Raw genomic sequence first — 16,658 nt, 5'->3', positions numbered from 1 at the left:
TATTTTTATTTAAATTATTTTATTTCGTAAGTACAAGGCGAAATAGATTTTGGTCTTTGGTCAATTCCAACGAAAGTAGCTTTAATTTCAGAAATGATTACAACATCACCTCTTCCTGCTTTTTTAATTGCAGCTTTAGCTCTTCCGTCCATTCTGTTTCCTTGAACTACAATTGTTGGTTGTCCAGGAACTTTAACGTTAAACTGAGTTACGTTTGCTGTTACAGGGAAATCAAAATCTTCCATTTCAGCTGAAATTGAAACAACTTCTAAGTTTGAAGCTGGTCCACTTGCAGCAACCATTCCTCTAACTTTTCCAGTTGGAGCAGGTAAACCTTTAATACGGAATTCTTTTTTGTCAGAAACCACTTTACCATCAGGTAATGTTGCACTTACATTAATCATTACTGTACTTCCAGCTCCTGGTCTTAAAACGTATTTACCGTTTGTTCCAGTCATTCCAGCTGCATTTGCTCTTACTTTATCGTTAGAAACTCCTGCAAAAGATATTGTCATTGGGTTGTTTACACCTCTGTAAACCACGTTCATTTTGTCTGCAGAAATAGTTGCAGAGTTTGGACGAGGAACAACAACGTAAGTACCTTCGAATTTTAATGGAATTTCTTTTCCATCTTCTAAGAAACCAAATTGTCCAGAGATTGTTTGTTCTCCAATACCACCAGCAGTCATAGATATAACAGCTTGTCCGTTTTGGATTTTTCCAGGACCTTTGAAAGAAGTTGGTTGAGTGTTTGCGTCATAACGACCTAAAACCACTTTACCAGTTACTTGCTCACCTTGGAAATATGCATTTTTATCTAAAACAACAATCGCTTGGAAGTTTTTCATAGAAGCTGCAGTTTTTAATGCATTTCCTAAGAATAAATTGTAAGCTCCAGCTTCAGTATTTTTAGCATCATTTTGTAAAGCTGTTAAAAATGTTAAAGTAGATACATCTGGAAAACCTTTAGTTTTATAATCTAAGAATTTTACACTTACACCTTCTCTGTTTTTAATATCAGCCGTTGAAAATTTCTTTTCAATTTCTTTGATAAAAGGAATGTATTTTACATCAGATCCTAATACCTTTTTAATATCAGCAACGTATTTATCAATACTTGAAACAATTTCTTTTCCTCTTGGGCTATACCCATCTCCTAAAAACCATTTTTCATCAATACTTGATTTATCCATTGCTTCAAATGGTAATTTACCATTTTCATCAACTTCATAACCTGCAGTAACTTCACCTTTAACACTTTCAATAAATGTTACAAATTGTTTAGAAATTTTAGCTACTTCCGCAGCTTTTTTTGCTGATTCTGCATATTTAGCTGGCTCATCACTAGCTTTGGTATTTAATGCTGATAATAAATTTCCATTTGCTTCATCTGTCAATTTATTAGATTCTGAAAATTTATCGTTAAAGTTTCCGAATGCTGATAATACTTCTTTTGACATGTTTAATGCCAACATTGCGATGAAAACCAAGTACATTAGGTTTACCATCTTCTGTCTAGGGGTTAATTTTCCTCCTGCCATTTTGTGTAATAATTAGTTTAGTTAATTAAATTGTAATTTATTTGATAAAACTAATTATCCTTTGTTTTGCATTGCAGATAACATTCCACCATAAACAGCATTTAATGAAGATATGTTAGAAGTCATTGATTGCATTTGTTGTTTTAATTTTTCTGCATTTTCAGCAATTTGAGAGTTTGCATCAGCATTTTTCTGAGCAGCGTCAACTTGTGCAGTATATAAATTGTTTAATGCTTCTAATGAACTAGATGCTTTAACCATTTCTTCTGCATATTTCTTTTGTGAAGCCATTGCATCAACTGTAGGAGCGATACCTTTAGCAGCACCTTCGAAGTTTTTAATGCTATTTCCTAAGCTTGCCATTAATTCACCATCAATTTTAGCGTCTTTTAATAAGTTGTCTAATTTTTGAGATAATAATCCTTGAGCTTCAGCTGGATTTTCTTTTTTCAATGATTTTGGTTTAGCATCTTCTCCTGCTAATTCTGGATAAACTAATGACCAATCTAAGTCTTTTTCAGGAGTTTCAAATGCTGATAATGCAAAAATTATTGCTTCAGTTAATAATCCAACAATTAACATAGGTCCTGCTCCAGGCCAGTGTTGAATTTTGAATAATGCTCCAACGATTACTACTGCTGCTCCCATTCCGTAAAGGAAATTCATTGCTTTTTTGCTTAAAAGTGCCATAATTTAAATTTTAGTTAGTTAAGTATAATTAATTAGTTAAGTTAATTCTTGTTTAATATTATTTTGGTTTATTTCCTGTTGCATCAGTTCCCATGTAATCTTGTACAGTTCTGAAACCGATATAACTTCTTGCAGAATCTGCATATTCGAAATCACGAGTTGAAACTTGTAGGAAGAATGCAACATCTTTCCAAGATCCACCACGAACAACTTTTCTTTGGTTTTTTGGATCTGCAACGTTTGGATTCATACTTGAAACGAATTCATAAGCTCCAGCGTCATAAGCAGTTTCTGTCCACTCAGAAACGTTACCAGCCATGTTGTATAAATTGAAATCATTTGGCTCGTAAGATTTAGCTTCAACTGTGTATAAAGCACCGTCTGCTGCATAATCTCCTCTGTTTGGTTTGAAGTTAGCTAAGAAACATCCTCTGTCGTTTTTAGCGTAAGGACCTCCCCAAGGGTAAGTTCCTGATTCAATTCCACCTCTTGCAGCATATTCCCATTCTGCTTCAGTTGGTAAACGGAAAGAGTTTACTTGATCTCTACCTTTTTGTTTTTTAACATGAGAGTTTTTGTACATTGTTCTCCAAGCACAAAATGCTTTAGCTTGTTTCCAAGAAACTCCAACTACTGGATATTCTCCATATGCTTGGTGCCAAAAATAATCATTGTGCATTGGTTCGTTGTAAGAATATGCGAAATCTTTAATCCAAGCAGTTGTATCAGGATAAATTTCTAAAGGTGGTGCATCTTCATAGAAGTTTTTACGACCTTTTTTCTTTACAGCTTTATTTAAATCTACTTGATTGTATTTGAATTTTAATTTACTTACATCAATCGTTTTTAACCCATTAAACGATTCTGATTCAGGTAAATACATAGAATCCATTACTTCAACATAATCCGCATCTGGATATTTTGCAGTTTCTGTAATTAATTTTACTTTTTTGTTTGTTTTTCTATTAGCGTAAGGATCTGCATCAGTTCCAACACTATAATAGTTTTCGTACATATATTTATCATATGCCGTCATTTTTTCTGGATCAGTGTCTGCGAAAGCAAAATCACCAATACTTCCAGCGTTTTTACCGCCTTTACCACCTTCAGCTGGTTTTGCACCAGATTCTTCAGCTTGGATAGCAAGTCTTGTTCTGATAGTAGAATCTTTCACCCATTCTACGAATTGACGGTATTCACTATTAGTAATTTCAGTTTCATCCATATAAAATGAACGAACAGTAACAGTCTTAGTTGGAGCGTCTTGAATATTGGCAACGTCATCATCTGACTTACCCATTATAAATGCACCTCCAGGTATAAGTGACATACCAAATGGCTTTTCAGAAAACCACTTCTTGCCTTTAACTCCTACCAGTTCACCTTTATCGCCTTTTCCACAGCTTGTAAATAAAGCTAATGCTGCCGATAATACTAAAAACTTTTTCATATTAATTGGGTTATAAAATTTTATTTTATTTTAGGGTTCAAACCTATCTATTTATTTTGACATATACAATAGCTATCTTAAAAAAAACTAAAAAAAATGCTTTTTATCGATTATTATTGCACTTTTAACGATGTTTTAATAACTTTTTTTATGCGCTTTCCACCATCTTTCTGGAATTTCCGCATTGCATGCTGCTATATAATCGTCGTTTGTGCAAGGTAATAACGTTTTTTTAACACTTTTATTGTATATAGTATTATAATTTATTTCCATCCACCATCTTTCTGATCGGTTGCTTTTGTAAAAAATCAACTCTTCGTCCTCTGCTAAAACAATATATCTGTTATAGTTTGTTTTTTCTTCAAATGGGTATTCGTAACTTCTTAAGTGGTATCCTTCAATGAAATACCAAACAATTTGAGCAATTAGCTCGTTTTCATTTTTTGCAAAAAACTGATTAAAAACACCAAATGCGCTTACTTTATCGCTAATTCCAGCGTATCTTGCTAATGCGCAAATTTCTCTTCCGTCAAATCCGTTTGGATAAAATTCAGTTGTATTTCCAGAGTCTGATGATTTTACTGATTTTAGATCTAAACTGATAATATCAGCATCTCTAAAAATGGGTTCAACAATAGCTGGACTTTTAATTATTTCGCCTAATCTGTATGTGTCAAAATATAGTTTTTCAATTAAATCTATCTCTTCTTGAGAAGTGTAATAGGTTTGATAACCAACACTGCTAAAATTATATAGATTATTTGGTTCTTCGACTATAATTCTTGATAAATAGGAATCAGATTGCAGTTTTTCTTCTTTTGCAAAATCGAACTTATTATCGATGGCAACTAAATTAACCATTTGATCTAAATTATCAAATGAACGATACATCGCATAAGTTAAATCTTGTGACCCACCAATCACCAAAGGTATAATTTTTTGTTTAATTAATTCTGCGCAAATGATTTTTAACACAAAATAGGTGTCACTTGTTTCATTTCCAACTAATGCATCTCCTAAATCCGCAATTCCTTTACTCCAGTTTCCTGGAAATAAGCTGTATAGGGTTTTTCTAAAGTTGTCGAAATTATAATCTTCATTATATAAATCAGCACCTCTATTTTCATTAACGCAAATAATTGCAATAGATATATTTTCTAAATTTGGATAATCGGTTTCAGTATGCATCACAACCTTTTTACCTAATGTTTGATTAGATAAACTTTCTGTAAATTTCTGAATTTCTTCCGATACAGGTTGTAAATATTCGAATATCATAATTTTTTCTTGCTTTTAAAATGTTATTTCTTTTTAGCTACAGTTTTCTTTGCTGGAGCTTTTTTTGCTGCTGTTTTTTTAGCTGGAGCTTTCTTTTCGATCATTTCTTTAACTTCTTCCAAAGTTAATTTGGTAGCATCAATATCTTTACTTAATTCAATTTTAATTTTACCTTTTGTAATTACAGATCTTCCCCAACGTGCTTTTTCAACTTTGATGCCTTCATCCGTCCAATTATGAAGTACTTTGTCGATATCTTTTTGTTGCTTGTCTTCAATTAATTCGTTAATATCTGCTTGAGATAAATTATCGAAATTGTATTTTTTATTTACATTGATGAAAATGCCATTCCATTTTAAGAAAGGTCCAAAACGACCCACTCCTTTTTGAACTGGTAAATTGTCATATGTGGCAATTGGAGCATCTGCTTTCGTTTTTTCATCGATTAACTCAATAGCTCTTTCCATAGTAACGTCTAGTGGTTCTTCACCTTTCGCTAAAGAAATAAATTGAGTACCAAACTTCACATAAGGTCCAAAACGTCCGTTATTCACTTCAATTTCTTCTCCTTCGTAATTCCCTAAAGATTTTGGTAATAAAAATAAATTTAAAACTTCTTCTAAAGTAATAGTACTTAAATTTTGTTCCGCTCTTAAACTTGCAAATTGTTTTACTTCATCGTCAATAGCACCAATTTGAGCCATTGCACCATATTTTCCTAAACGTACTGAAACTGGTTTTCCAGATTTTGGGTCGGTTCCTAAAATACGTTCACCAGATTCACGTTCTGCAGTCGTTTCTACTTTTGTTACAATTGGGTGAAAGTGGTTATAAAACGTACTCATCATTTTATGCCAATCTTCATTTCCAGCAGCAATTTCATCGAAATCTTGTTCCACTTTTGCTGTGAAATTATAATCTAAAATCGTTTCGAAGTTTTTGACTAAGAAATCGGTCACAATTCCTCCAATATCTGTTGGAACTAATTTTCCTTTATCCGAACCAGAATTTTCTTTTAAAGTTTGCGATTTGATTTCGTTAGCAATTAAAGTCAATTGTTCGTATTTTCTTTCTGCTCCTTCAAAACTACCTTTTTCAACATAGTTTCTATTGATAATAGTAGAAATAGTTGGCGCGTACGTTGAAGGACGACCAATTCCTAATTCTTCTAATTTTTTTACTAGAGAAGCTTCAGTATATCTACTTGCTGGTCTGGTAAAACGTTCCGTTGCAGCAATAAATTTATTATTTAATTTTTCGTTTACTTTTAAAGCAGGTAACATGCCTTCTTGTTCTTCTTCATCGTCGTCATTACCTTCTAAGTATACTTTTAAGAAACCGTCAAACTTGATAACTTCACCCGTTGCAGAAAAATATTCATTATGTGTATTTGCAGCAATTTTAACATTGGTACGTTCTAATTCTGCATCACTCATTTGCGAAGCTAAAGTACGTTTCCAAATTAAATCGTATAAACGTGCTTGATCTCTATCGATATCAACTGTATGGCGACTCATGTCTGTAGGACGAATAGCCTCGTGAGCTTCTTGCGCACCTTTCGATTTGGTATTGTAATTTCTTGGTTTACTGTATTCTTTTCCGTAGTATGATGTGATTTCTGCTTCTGCAGCTGCCATTGCATCTTGAGAAAGGTTTACACTGTCGGTTCTCATATACGTAATTAAACCGGCTTCGTATAAACGTTGTGCAATTTGCATCGTAATTCCAACAGGTAAATACAATTTACGAGCGGCTTCTTGTTGTAAAGTAGAAGTCGTAAAGGGTGCTGTTGGTGATTTTTTAGTTGGTTTCGTTTCTAAATCGGCAACTTTAAAATCGGCTTTTATGTTTTTTTCTAAAAAGGCTTTCGCTTCTTCTTTCGTATTGAAATTTTTGCTCAGTTTTGCTTTAACCGTTTTTCCAGCTTCGTTTGTAAATTCAGCACTGATGGAATAACTCGCAACCGCTTTAAAATTCTGAATTTCTCTTTCACGTTCCACAATTAATCGCACTGAAACCGATTGTACACGACCAGCAGATAGTCCACCTTTTACTTTTTTCCAAAGAACTGGTGATAATTCGTAACCTACTAAACGGTCTAAAACTCTACGAGCTTGTTGTGCGTTTACTAAGTTGTAATTAATATCTCTCGGATTTTCAATCGCTTTTAAAATGGCAGTTTTTGTAATTTCGTGAAAAACAATACGCTTTGTTTTGGCTGGATCTAATTTTAATTCTTCAGCTAAATGCCAAGAAATTGCTTCTCCCTCTCGGTCCTCATCGGAAGCTAACCAAACCATGTCGGCTTTCTTTGATAAGTCTTTTAATTTTTTTACTAGTGCTTTTTTATCCGGAGAAACCTCATATTTAGGTTTGAAGTTATCGTTCACATCTACACCAATTTCCTTTGAAGGTAAATCTGCAATATGTCCGTAACTCGATTCCACTTGGAAATCTGTTCCTAAAAATTTTTCTATGGTTTTTGCCTTTGCAGGTGACTCCACGATAACTAAATTCTTCGCCATTTTCATTTATTTGATTTGGCAAAAGTATATTTTTTTTTTGATTAATATATATAGGTGTAGTTTTTTTGATTTTTTTAGTTTTTTGTATACGCGAAGAAATTTTAAAATATTTTGTTAAACTGATGCTGACAATTTGGCAGATAGTAAAATTTAGTACTATCTTTGCTGACTGAATTTTCGAAAGAATAGTTTTCGAAAATAAAATTATAATACTGGTTATGGAAGAAAAGGTTATAGAAGAAAGCAAACAAGGAACTTCGATGGTTTTGGAAACAAAAAAAGAAAACCAAAAAAAGTTATTTATAGAAAGTTATGGTTGTCAAATGAACTTTGCTGATAGTGAAGTTGTAGCTTCTATTTTAGCTAATGAAGGATATAATACTACCCAAGTTTTAGAAGAAGCCGATTTGGTTTTAGTAAATACTTGTTCCATTAGAGATAAAGCAGAAGTAACCGTTCGTAAGCGATTACAAATGTATAATGCTGTAAAACGTGACATCAATCCAAAAATGAAAGTTGGGGTTTTAGGTTGTATGGCAGAACGTTTAAAAGAAAAATTTTTAGACGAAGAAAAAATTGTTGATATGGTTGTAGGACCAGATGCTTACAAAGATATTCCAAATTTATTAAGAGAAGTAGAAGATGGTCGTGATGCGATAAACGTAATTCTTTCTCGTGAAGAAACTTATGCAGATATTTCACCAGTACGTTTAAGTAGCAACGGAATTACAGCATTTGTATCGATAACTCGTGGTTGCGATAATATGTGTACGTTTTGCGTAGTGCCTTTCACTCGTGGTCGTGAACGTAGTCGTGAACCAGAAAGTATTATTGAAGAAATTGCCGATTTATGGAGTAAAGGTTTTAAAGAAGTTACTTTATTAGGTCAGAATGTGGATAGTTACCTTTGGTATGGTGGCGGATTGAAAAAAGATTTCGAAAAAGCAAGTGATATGCAAAAAGCAACTTCGGTAGATTTTGCTCAGTTGTTAGACAGATGTGCGACGCAATTTCCAAAAATGCGTTTTAGATTTTCAACTTCAAATCCACAAGACATGCATCTTGAAGTGATTGAAGTGATGGCAAAACATCATAACATCTGTAATTACATTCACTTACCCGTTCAAAGTGGAAGTACCAGAATTTTGAAAGAAATGAATCGCCAACATACTCGTGAAGAATATATTACGTTGGTGGATAATATTTACAGAATCATTCCAGATATTACTTTATCGCAAGATATTATTGCAGGTTTCCCTACAGAAACTGAAGAAGATCATCAAGATACCTTAAGTTTATTAGAATATGTTCGATACGATTTCGGATTCATGTTCTCGTATTCGGAACGACCAGGAACTTTAGCAGCCAGAAAAATGGAAGATGATATTCCTGAAGAAGTAAAAAAACGTCGTTTACAAGAAATTATCGAAGTACAACAACGTATTGCTTTAGAACGCACACAACGTTTTGTAGGACAAACTGTTGAAGTCTTAGTGGAAAAAGATTCTAAACGTTCCGACAAACAATGGAGTGGAAGAAATTCACAAAGTACAGTTGTTGTTTTTCCAAAAGAAAATTATAAACCAGGAGATTTTGTACTAGTAAAAATATCTGATTGTACAAGTGGAACCTTAATTGGGGAAGCAGTTGGATATTCTGAGATAATGAATTAGAAAATAAAAAATATACGCCACGAATTTTCGAATTTTTCGAATATATTGATAACGAAATAATGAGTTTAGAAGATTATAGAAATCAAGACACCTTTAAAGTAATAGGTGCTTGTATTGAAGTTCATAATAGTTTGGGACCAGGATTGCTGGAAATTGTTTATAAAGATGCTTTAGAAATCGAATTTAAAGAAAGAGGAATTCCTTTTGAACGCGAAAAAGAGTTCAAAATTGAATATAAAGGAATAGTTCTTCCACATAAATTTTATGCAGATTTTATAGTTTTTGAAGATATTATTCTTGAAATAAAATCTGTAACTGAAATATCTAAAGAACATATTGCTCAAACATTGAATTATATAAAGTTAGCAGATGCAGATGTTGGATTAATTGTAAATTTCAATAAAGCTTCATTAGAAAGAAAACGATTAGTAAGTACAAAATAATTCGATAAATTCGAAAATTCGCGGCTAATAAATAAACGAAATTGCTTCGTAACATATATGGAATCAGTTCAAAACATAAAACAACGCTTTGAGATTATTGGAAACGATCCAAAACTCAATCGCGCCGTAGAAAAAGCCATTCAGGTTGCGCCTACAGATATTTCTGTATTGGTCACAGGTGAAAGTGGTGTGGGAAAAGAAAGTATTCCTAAAATCATTCATTCTTTATCACACAGAAAACACGGAAAATACATTGCGGTAAACTGTGGTGCTATTCCAGAAGGTACGATTGATTCGGAACTTTTCGGACATGAAAAAGGTTCATTTACTGGCGCTACAGGAACTCGTGAAGGGTATTTTGAAGTGGCCGATGGCGGAACTATTTTCTTAGATGAAGTAGGGGAATTGCCGTTAACAACTCAAGTACGTTTATTACGTGTTTTAGAAAATGGTGAATTTATTAAAGTAGGTTCTTCGCAAGTACAAAAAACAAATGTTCGAATTGTAGCTGCTACTAACGTGAACATGTTAGATGCGATTGAAAAAGGGAAATTTCGTGAAGATTTATATTACCGTTTAAGCACTGTTGAAATTAATTTGCCTGCTTTACGCGAAAGAAAAGAAGATATTCATTTGTTGTTTCGCAAGTTTGCAGCTGATTTCGCGCACAAATATAAAATGCCTCCGATTAAATTATCAGATGATGCGGTGAATTATTTAATGCATTATCGCTGGAGCGGAAATATCCGTCAATTGAGAAATTCGGCAGAACAAATTTCGGTTTTGGAAGCGAATAGAGATATTTCTTTAGCAGCTTTAAAATCGTATTTACCAAGTGCAGAAAGTAATTCATTACAAGTAGTTGGCGAGAAAAAAAGCACTTCAGATTTCAGTAACGAACGCGAAATTTTATATAAAGTTTTATTCGATATGAAAAGCGATTTAACCGATTTGAAAAAGCTGACATTAGAATTGATGCAAAATGGAACAGCAAAAGTTCAGGAAAATAATAAATCGTTGATTCAGAAAATTTATGGCAATTCTGAAGAAAAAAATACTATTTTTGAACAAGAATCGAAGATCAAGGTTTTGCCTGAAGAAGAGGAAATAGAACAAGAAGAATTTGAGGACGACGATGACGATTTCAATAACAATTACTTGTATGCAGAAACGATAGACGAAACGGAAACGTTAAGTTTAGAAGCCAAAGAAATAGAATTAATTAAAAAATCGTTAGAAAAAAATAAAGGAAAAAGAAAAGCTGCGGCTGACGAATTAGGTATTTCTGAACGTACTTTATACAGAAAAATTAAACAATTTGATTTGTAAAATAATGAAATAGCCATAAACAAAGCGTTTGCTTGCAAACACAGATATAAAAGCTATACCATATGTCCTAAAAAAACAATAATATCCGCATATGAAATTAAAGATAAAAATAATTGCAATTTTAACCTTGTTTACACTTGTTGGTTGTAATGTGAAATATAATTTTACAGGAACAGGAAAAATAAATGCCAAAACATTTCAAGTAAATTATTTTACAAATAATGCTGAAATTGTGGAAGTTGGAATCGAAAGAACTTTTACACAAAAATTGCAAAACACTATTTTAAATCAAACCAATTTAGACTTAGTAACTTCTGGTGGCGATTTGTTATATGAAGGTGAAATTGTAGAATATCGTATCACGCCTATGTCGGCCAATGCGGCACAAGAATCCTCTCAAAACAGAATGACAATTACTATTAATGTCAGATATTCAAGTAAAAACACAGAAGAAGATAATTTTGAAAAACGTTTTTCGTTTTATCATGATTATCCCGCAGATAAATTACCTTCAGAAGTATTAAATGAAGCTTTAGAAGGTATTTACGGACGTATCACTCAAGATATCTTTAATGAATCTTTAGCGAAATGGTAATTTAATTTCAAAATTTCACACTTTAACCTTTTTACTTTTTACTTGGCTCTTTTATAAAAATGAACACAAACGATTACATCAACTTACTCAATAATTCTAAGGCTATTAACGACAAACAAACGTTAATACTAGAAACTATTGTGCAAGAATTTCCTTTTTATCAAAGTGCTCGTGCTTTGTATTTAAAGGGATTGTATAATCAGGAAAGTTTCAGATATAATTACGAATTAAAGAAAACAGCAGCTCATACAACAGATAGAAGTGTGTTGTTCGATTTTGTTACTTCCGACGATTTTAAAATTTTTCAACAAGAAGTATACGATAAATACCAAGCTGAAATTCAGAATATAATTGTAGCTGACTTTGAATTGGTTCAAGTGGAGGAAGGTTTAACTGTTGATTTGAATGCGATTTCTAAAGTTAATACAACTATTCGAACAGAATTTGTTGCAAGTGCAGAACCAAAAACACAAAACGAAATTGTAGAAGCCGAATTGCAAATAGGAAAACCATTGCATTTCGAAAAAAATGAAACACATTCCTTTTCAGAATGGTTACAATTGTCTAAAATTTCACCAATTGTTCGTGAACAAGAAGAAAAACAACTTGAAGTGTCTTCAGAATTAGAAAAAAAATTCGACTTAATTGAAAAATTTATTGAACTAAATCCGAAAATTCCTCAAGCAAAAGATAGCACGTCAGTGCCAGTAAATGTGGCCAAAAGCAATGAAATGCCTTCGTCAATTATGACGGAAACTTTGGCTCAAATTTATCTCGAACAAAAAAAATATACCAAAGCCATACAAGCTTATGATATTTTAATTTTGAAATATCCAGAAAAAAGTAGTTTCTTTGCAGACCGAATAAAAAATATAAAAATTTTACAACAAAATAATTAATACAGAAGTTATGTCATTTACAATTTTTTTAGCATTAATCATCATCGTATGTTTCTTATTAATCTTAACTATTATGGTTCAGAATCCTAAGAGTGGAGGTTTGTCTTCATCTTTTGGTGGTGGTGGTCAAATGGGAGGTGTTCAAAAAACTACCGACTTTTTGGAAAAAACAACTTGGGTTTTAGGAGGTACATTAATTTTATTAATCTTATTATCAACTTTAAGTTTCAACGGAAGTACAGGTGGTTCTAAATTAGTTGACGAAAATGTTGCTCCTGCAACTGAGAAGTCAGCGACTCCAGCACCAGCTACAACTCCTGCTGCAAAACCAGTAGATTCTGCAAAATAATATTTTGCCATTCATATTATAAAATGCCAGCCTGTCAGTGCTGGCATTTTCATTTAAGTAAATTTGTCAAAAATTGCGTTTGGCACAATTTCTGACAACATCAAAAGCGAAAAATAAACTAATAATTCATATAATTATGTCATTAAATATTAAACCTATTGCAGACAGAGTAGTAATTGAACCTTCTGCTGCAGAAACAACTACTGCATCAGGGATTATTATTCCAGATACAGCTAAAGAAAAACCTCAAAAAGGAACTGTTGTTGCCGTTGGAACTGGTAAAACTGATTACACTATGACTGTGAAAGTTGGAGATACTGTTTTATATGGTAAATATGCAGGAACAGAATTAAAATACGAAGGTAAAGATTACCTAATTATGCGAGAAGACGAAATTTACGCAATATTATAAAACTCTTAGTTTCAGGTTTAAAGTTTCAAGTTAATAAGCTTTAATTTCTGAAAATATTATTTATTAAAATTGATTTATGGGTTGTTCAACGTTAAACAAATATAACCTTAAACTTTAAACAAAAATTACAATGGCAAAAGATATAAAATTCGATATAGAAGCACGTGACGGATTAAAACGTGGTGTTGATGCATTAGCAAACGCAGTAAAAGTAACCTTAGGACCAAAAGGTAGAAATGTAATTATTTCAAAATCATTTGGTGGACCAACAGTGACTAAAGACGGAGTTTCTGTAGCAAAAGAAATTGAATTAGCAGATCCATTAGAAAATATGGGTGCGCAAATGGTAAAAGAAGTAGCTTCTAAAACAAATGATTTAGCTGGCGACGGAACTACAACTGCAACGGTTTTAGCTCAAGCTATCGTAAAAGAAGGTTTGAAAAACGTAGCTGCTGGAGCAAATCCAATGGATTTAAAACGTGGAATCGATAAAGCTGTCGAAGCAATTGTTGCCGATTTAGCAAAACAAACTCAATCAGTTGGTGATTCTTCTGAAAAAATTAAACAAGTAGCGTCTATTTCTGCTAACAACGACGAAACGATTGGTGACTTAATCGCTAAAGCGTTCACGAAAGTTGGAAAAGAAGGTGTTATCACTGTGGAAGAAGCAAAAGGAACAGATACTTACGTAGATGTTGTAGAAGGAATGCAATTTGACAGAGGATATTTATCTCCATATTTTGTGACTGATGCTGATAAAATGGTAGCGGAATTAAGTAATCCTTATGTGTTATTATACGATAAAAAAATCTCTAACTTACAAGAGTTATTGCCAATTTTAGAGCCAGTTGCACAATCTAGTCGTCCGTTGTTAATTATTGCAGAAGATGTTGACGGACAAGCGTTAGCAACTTTAGTAGTTAATAAATTACGTGGTGGATTAAAAATTGCTGCTGTGAAAGCTCCAGGATTTGGAGACAGAAGAAAAGCTATGTTAGAAGACATCGCTATTTTAACTGGTGGAACTGTAATAGCAGAAGAAAGCGGGTATTCATTAGAAAACACAACTTTAGAAATGTTAGGTACTGCCGAAACTATTTCTATCGATAAAGATAATACTACTATCGTAAATGGTGCTGGTGAAGCCGACTTAATTAAAGGTCGTGTCAACCAAATTAAAGCACAAATGGAAACATCAACTTCTGATTACGATAAAGAAAAGTTACAAGAACGTTTGGCTAAATTAGCTGGTGGAGTAGCGGTATTGTATGTTGGTGCGGCTTCTGAAGTAGAAATGAAAGAGAAAAAAGACAGAGTAGACGATGCGTTACATGCAACTCGTGCTGCTGTGGAAGAAGGAATTGTTGCTGGTGGTGGAGTGGCTTTAGTGAGAGCTAAAAATGCTTTAGAAAATTTAAAAGCAGAAAATGCTGACGAAGCAACAGGAATTCAAATTATAAACAAAGCAATCGAATCTCCATTACGTACAATTGTTGAAAATGCTGGCGGAGAAGGTTCTGTAGTTATTGCAAAAGTGATTGATGGTTCAGGTGATTTCGGATTCAATGCTAAAACAGGAGAATATGTTCAAATGTTAGCTGCTGGAATTATCGATCCGAAAAAAGTAACGCGTGTAGCTTTAGAAAATGCAGCTTCAGTAGCTGGAATGATTTTAACTACAGAATGTGCTTTAATCGAAATTAAAGAAGATGCGGGTCCAAGTCCAATGGGCGGAGGAATGCCAGGAATGATGTAGTCTAATTTTAGATTTACGATTTTAGATTTACGAAGTATAAAAAAACCGTCCTGATAAAATCGGGACGGTTTTTTGTTTTTTAGAAACTTTATTACTTCTTCGAATTCGTATAATCTAAATTATGTGTAATGCTCATAGAAACATTATGATTCATTGTGTTGTTTCCAGTACTTGGAGTTACCAAATGATTTAAATAACCAACTTCAAGTCGGATTGTATTTTCGTAATTAATTCCGAAGCCAAGTAAAAATCTGTTTTGATCAAAGAAATTTGCATTCACTTTATTGTCTCCTAAATTAAAAAAGAATTCGTCTTGTAAAATGGCGTACGCTTTATTTCTGTCATCATTAAATTTAAATAAATGAAACAAATTTCGGTTTAAATACCTCAATCGGTTTTGATAATTCGTTGCTTCAACTACCACTTCATCGTCACTATTTAAAACAATATTGTCTACAAAACGCTGTTCTAAACGAAAACGATGAGACATTACGTTTTTATTTTCAGACCAATTATGATTGTATTGTATTTGTTCCCAAGCTCGGTTTTCTGTAAAAAAATCGGTTAAAGAAGGTTTGAATGTTTTTATCAATCCGTAACCCGCACTTATCGTAATTTGATTGTTTAAGTAATACATGCCGCCAATTCGGAATAAATTTTGTCTGTTTTGCTCAAAATTAGCATCGCCACGCCATTGAACTTCTAAATGTGCACCAAACTTGTTGGTAAGTTTATATTGTCCTGTATAGGCGACCCAAATGGCTTGACCTTGAATTGTTTTTTGTGCAAATGTTACTGAAAACATAAAGAACAAGACAACTACTATTTTGTGTTTCAAATTCATTTTTAAATTTTATCCTATAAAAGTAAGATTTATAATTAAATATATGAGCATAAAAAATCCGTCAAGAAATAAATCAAGACGGATTTTTCGCATTATAACTAAACTCTATTTATTCTTTTTTGCTGAAATCTAAATTCGTTATATACGATATTCTAATAGTTGGATTACTTTCTTGTAAAGTATTGGAGTAATTCCAAATGTTTTGATGGATATAACTTAGTTGAATTTGTTGGTTTTTATCAATATTATAACCTATACCTCCAATAATTCTATTCTGATTAAAAAAGGTTTTTCCGGCGTTTGAACCCAAATTAAAAAAAGCTTCATTTCCTACAATTCCAAATAATTTTACTTTATCTTCTTTTTTCGTTAAAGTATAATTCATCAAAAACATATATCGCAATCTGTTTCTATACTCATAACGATCAATTGAATAATCGGTTCCGTTTTTAACTGCGATTCCAACAAATCTATTTTCATCTCTTAAACGATGCGTGAATTTAAATTTTCCTTTCGTGTGAACAAATGTTCCTTGAATCCAAACATGATCTTCAGGAATATCTTTTTTATTTAAAGCCGGACTTCCATATACATACGTGTTGTAATGCGAATAACCAATGCTACCATTAAATTTTTTAGTAAACTGATAATCAAAGGATGGTCTCACAAAATATTGTTGTTTTTCAGAAACTCCATTTGCATATCGCATGGTAGCTTCTAATGTAAACGATAACTTTTTGGTTAACATATTTTTTCCAACATAATGAAACCAAACATCGTTGTTGCTTGTTTTGGTCTGTGCGCTAGAACTATTTGGCAACAGAATTCCTAGTAGCCCAACTAGAGCTACTAAGAAATGAATATATCTTTTCAT

At 32.7% G+C, this 16,658-nt stretch carries 15 protein-coding genes; 8 read left to right on the top strand and 7 right to left on the bottom strand.

Features of this window, described 5'->3' with window-relative positions; all coding sequences use genetic code 11:
• Positions 1-14 precede the first annotated feature (14 nt).
• The 5 genes from porM to topA form a co-directional block, all read right to left on the bottom strand.
• Complete coding sequence (porM, locus tag G6N05_RS13295; protein ID WP_166130443.1) at positions 15-1,541, bottom strand: type IX secretion system motor protein PorM/GldM; 1,527 nt, start codon at positions 1,539-1,541, stop codon at positions 15-17.
• A 54-nt stretch (positions 1,542-1,595) separates the two neighbouring features.
• The gene (gene porL, locus G6N05_RS13290; RefSeq protein ID WP_166130439.1) at positions 1,596-2,231 is read right to left on the bottom strand and encodes a type IX secretion system motor protein PorL/GldL; all 636 of its coding nucleotides are present in this window, start codon (positions 2,229-2,231) and stop codon (positions 1,596-1,598) included.
• 58 nt (positions 2,232-2,289) lie between these two features.
• Positions 2,290-3,681, bottom strand: coding sequence for a T9SS ring complex lipoprotein PorK/GldK (gene porK / locus G6N05_RS13285; protein WP_166130435.1), 1,392 nt, complete (start codon positions 3,679-3,681; stop codon positions 2,290-2,292).
• 135 nt (positions 3,682-3,816) lie between these two features.
• Positions 3,817-4,959, bottom strand: a complete 1,143-nt coding sequence (locus G6N05_RS13280) for a formimidoylglutamase (protein WP_166130431.1) — start codon at positions 4,957-4,959, stop codon at positions 3,817-3,819.
• Positions 4,960-4,982: 23 nt separating this feature from the next.
• Positions 4,983-7,484: a type I DNA topoisomerase gene (gene topA, locus G6N05_RS13275; protein ID WP_166130427.1), complete on the bottom strand. Its 2,502-nt coding sequence runs from the start codon at positions 7,482-7,484 to the stop codon at positions 4,983-4,985.
• A gap of 218 nt (positions 7,485-7,702) precedes the next feature.
• On the opposite strand from topA, the gene miaB reads away from it, so the two are divergent.
• From miaB to groL, 8 genes are all read left to right on the top strand, one after another.
• The gene (miaB, locus tag G6N05_RS13270; RefSeq protein WP_166130423.1) at positions 7,703-9,157 is read left to right on the top strand and encodes a tRNA (N6-isopentenyl adenosine(37)-C2)-methylthiotransferase MiaB; all 1,455 of its coding nucleotides are present in this window, start codon (positions 7,703-7,705) and stop codon (positions 9,155-9,157) included.
• A 59-nt stretch (positions 9,158-9,216) separates the two neighbouring features.
• Positions 9,217-9,600, top strand: coding sequence for a GxxExxY protein (locus tag G6N05_RS13265; RefSeq protein WP_166130419.1), 384 nt, complete (start codon positions 9,217-9,219; stop codon positions 9,598-9,600).
• A 57-nt stretch (positions 9,601-9,657) separates the two neighbouring features.
• Positions 9,658-10,929: a sigma-54 interaction domain-containing protein gene (locus G6N05_RS13260; RefSeq protein ID WP_166130415.1), complete on the top strand. Its 1,272-nt coding sequence runs from the start codon at positions 9,658-9,660 to the stop codon at positions 10,927-10,929.
• Between the two features lie 91 nt (positions 10,930-11,020).
• A complete protein-coding gene (locus G6N05_RS13255) occupies positions 11,021-11,524 on the top strand; it encodes an LptE family protein (protein WP_166130412.1) in 504 nt (167 codons plus the stop codon).
• A 59-nt stretch (positions 11,525-11,583) separates the two neighbouring features.
• Positions 11,584-12,423 (top strand): tetratricopeptide repeat protein, encoded by an 840-nt coding sequence (locus tag G6N05_RS13250; protein ID WP_166130408.1) that lies wholly within the window; start codon positions 11,584-11,586, stop codon positions 12,421-12,423.
• Between the two features lie 10 nt (positions 12,424-12,433).
• Positions 12,434-12,772 carry a preprotein translocase subunit SecG gene (gene secG / locus G6N05_RS13245; RefSeq protein WP_166130404.1) on the top strand — a complete coding sequence of 113 codons (339 nt, stop codon included), beginning with the start codon at positions 12,434-12,436 and terminating at the stop codon, positions 12,770-12,772.
• Between the two features lie 136 nt (positions 12,773-12,908).
• The gene (locus tag G6N05_RS13240) at positions 12,909-13,184 is read left to right on the top strand and encodes a co-chaperone GroES (RefSeq protein WP_166130401.1); all 276 of its coding nucleotides are present in this window, start codon (positions 12,909-12,911) and stop codon (positions 13,182-13,184) included.
• Between the two features lie 130 nt (positions 13,185-13,314).
• Positions 13,315-14,940, top strand: a complete 1,626-nt coding sequence (gene groL / locus G6N05_RS13235) for a chaperonin GroEL (RefSeq protein ID WP_166130397.1) — start codon at positions 13,315-13,317, stop codon at positions 14,938-14,940.
• Positions 14,941-15,031: 91 nt separating this feature from the next.
• Here groL and G6N05_RS13230 read toward each other — a convergent pair whose 3' ends face one another.
• Positions 15,032-15,784, bottom strand: coding sequence for a DUF2490 domain-containing protein (locus G6N05_RS13230; RefSeq protein WP_166130393.1), 753 nt, complete (start codon positions 15,782-15,784; stop codon positions 15,032-15,034).
• A gap of 109 nt (positions 15,785-15,893) precedes the next feature.
• On the bottom strand, positions 15,894-16,658 hold the full coding sequence (locus G6N05_RS13225) for a DUF2490 domain-containing protein (protein ID WP_166130389.1): 765 nt from the start codon (positions 16,656-16,658) through the stop codon (positions 15,894-15,896).

Source organism: Flavobacterium bernardetii (assembly GCF_011305415.1).
Taxonomy (GTDB): Bacteria; Bacteroidota; Bacteroidia; order Flavobacteriales; family Flavobacteriaceae; genus Flavobacterium; species Flavobacterium bernardetii.
The sequence above is the reverse complement of the archived record's forward strand: the minus strand, read 5'-3'. Positions and strand labels throughout refer to the sequence as shown.

Excerpts from the sequence above, each read along its gene's own strand:
- G6N05_RS13230 (WP_166130393.1), bottom strand. The coding sequence starts at position 15,784 with ATGAATTTGAAACACAAAATAGTAGTTGTCTTGTTCTTTATGTTTTCA.
- porM (WP_166130443.1), bottom strand. The coding sequence starts at position 1,541 with ATGGCAGGAGGAAAATTAACCCCTAGACAGAAGATGGTAAACCTAATG.
- G6N05_RS13280 (WP_166130431.1), bottom strand. The coding sequence starts at position 4,959 with ATGATATTCGAATATTTACAACCTGTATCGGAAGAAATTCAGAAATTT.
- G6N05_RS13260 (WP_166130415.1), top strand. The coding sequence starts at position 9,658 with ATGGAATCAGTTCAAAACATAAAACAACGCTTTGAGATTATTGGAAAC.
- porL (WP_166130439.1), bottom strand. The coding sequence starts at position 2,231 with ATGGCACTTTTAAGCAAAAAAGCAATGAATTTCCTTTACGGAATGGGA.
- groL (WP_166130397.1), top strand. The coding sequence starts at position 13,315 with ATGGCAAAAGATATAAAATTCGATATAGAAGCACGTGACGGATTAAAA.
- topA (WP_166130427.1), bottom strand. The coding sequence starts at position 7,484 with ATGGCGAAGAATTTAGTTATCGTGGAGTCACCTGCAAAGGCAAAAACC.
- G6N05_RS13225 (WP_166130389.1), bottom strand. The coding sequence starts at position 16,658 with ATGAAAAGATATATTCATTTCTTAGTAGCTCTAGTTGGGCTACTAGGA.
- G6N05_RS13255 (WP_166130412.1), top strand. The coding sequence starts at position 11,021 with ATGAAATTAAAGATAAAAATAATTGCAATTTTAACCTTGTTTACACTT.
- G6N05_RS13250 (WP_166130408.1), top strand. The coding sequence starts at position 11,584 with ATGAACACAAACGATTACATCAACTTACTCAATAATTCTAAGGCTATT.
- G6N05_RS13265 (WP_166130419.1), top strand. The coding sequence starts at position 9,217 with ATGAGTTTAGAAGATTATAGAAATCAAGACACCTTTAAAGTAATAGGT.
- porK (WP_166130435.1), bottom strand. The coding sequence starts at position 3,681 with ATGAAAAAGTTTTTAGTATTATCGGCAGCATTAGCTTTATTTACAAGC.
- miaB (WP_166130423.1), top strand. The coding sequence starts at position 7,703 with ATGGAAGAAAAGGTTATAGAAGAAAGCAAACAAGGAACTTCGATGGTT.
- G6N05_RS13240 (WP_166130401.1), top strand. The coding sequence starts at position 12,909 with ATGTCATTAAATATTAAACCTATTGCAGACAGAGTAGTAATTGAACCT.
- secG (WP_166130404.1), top strand. The coding sequence starts at position 12,434 with ATGTCATTTACAATTTTTTTAGCATTAATCATCATCGTATGTTTCTTA.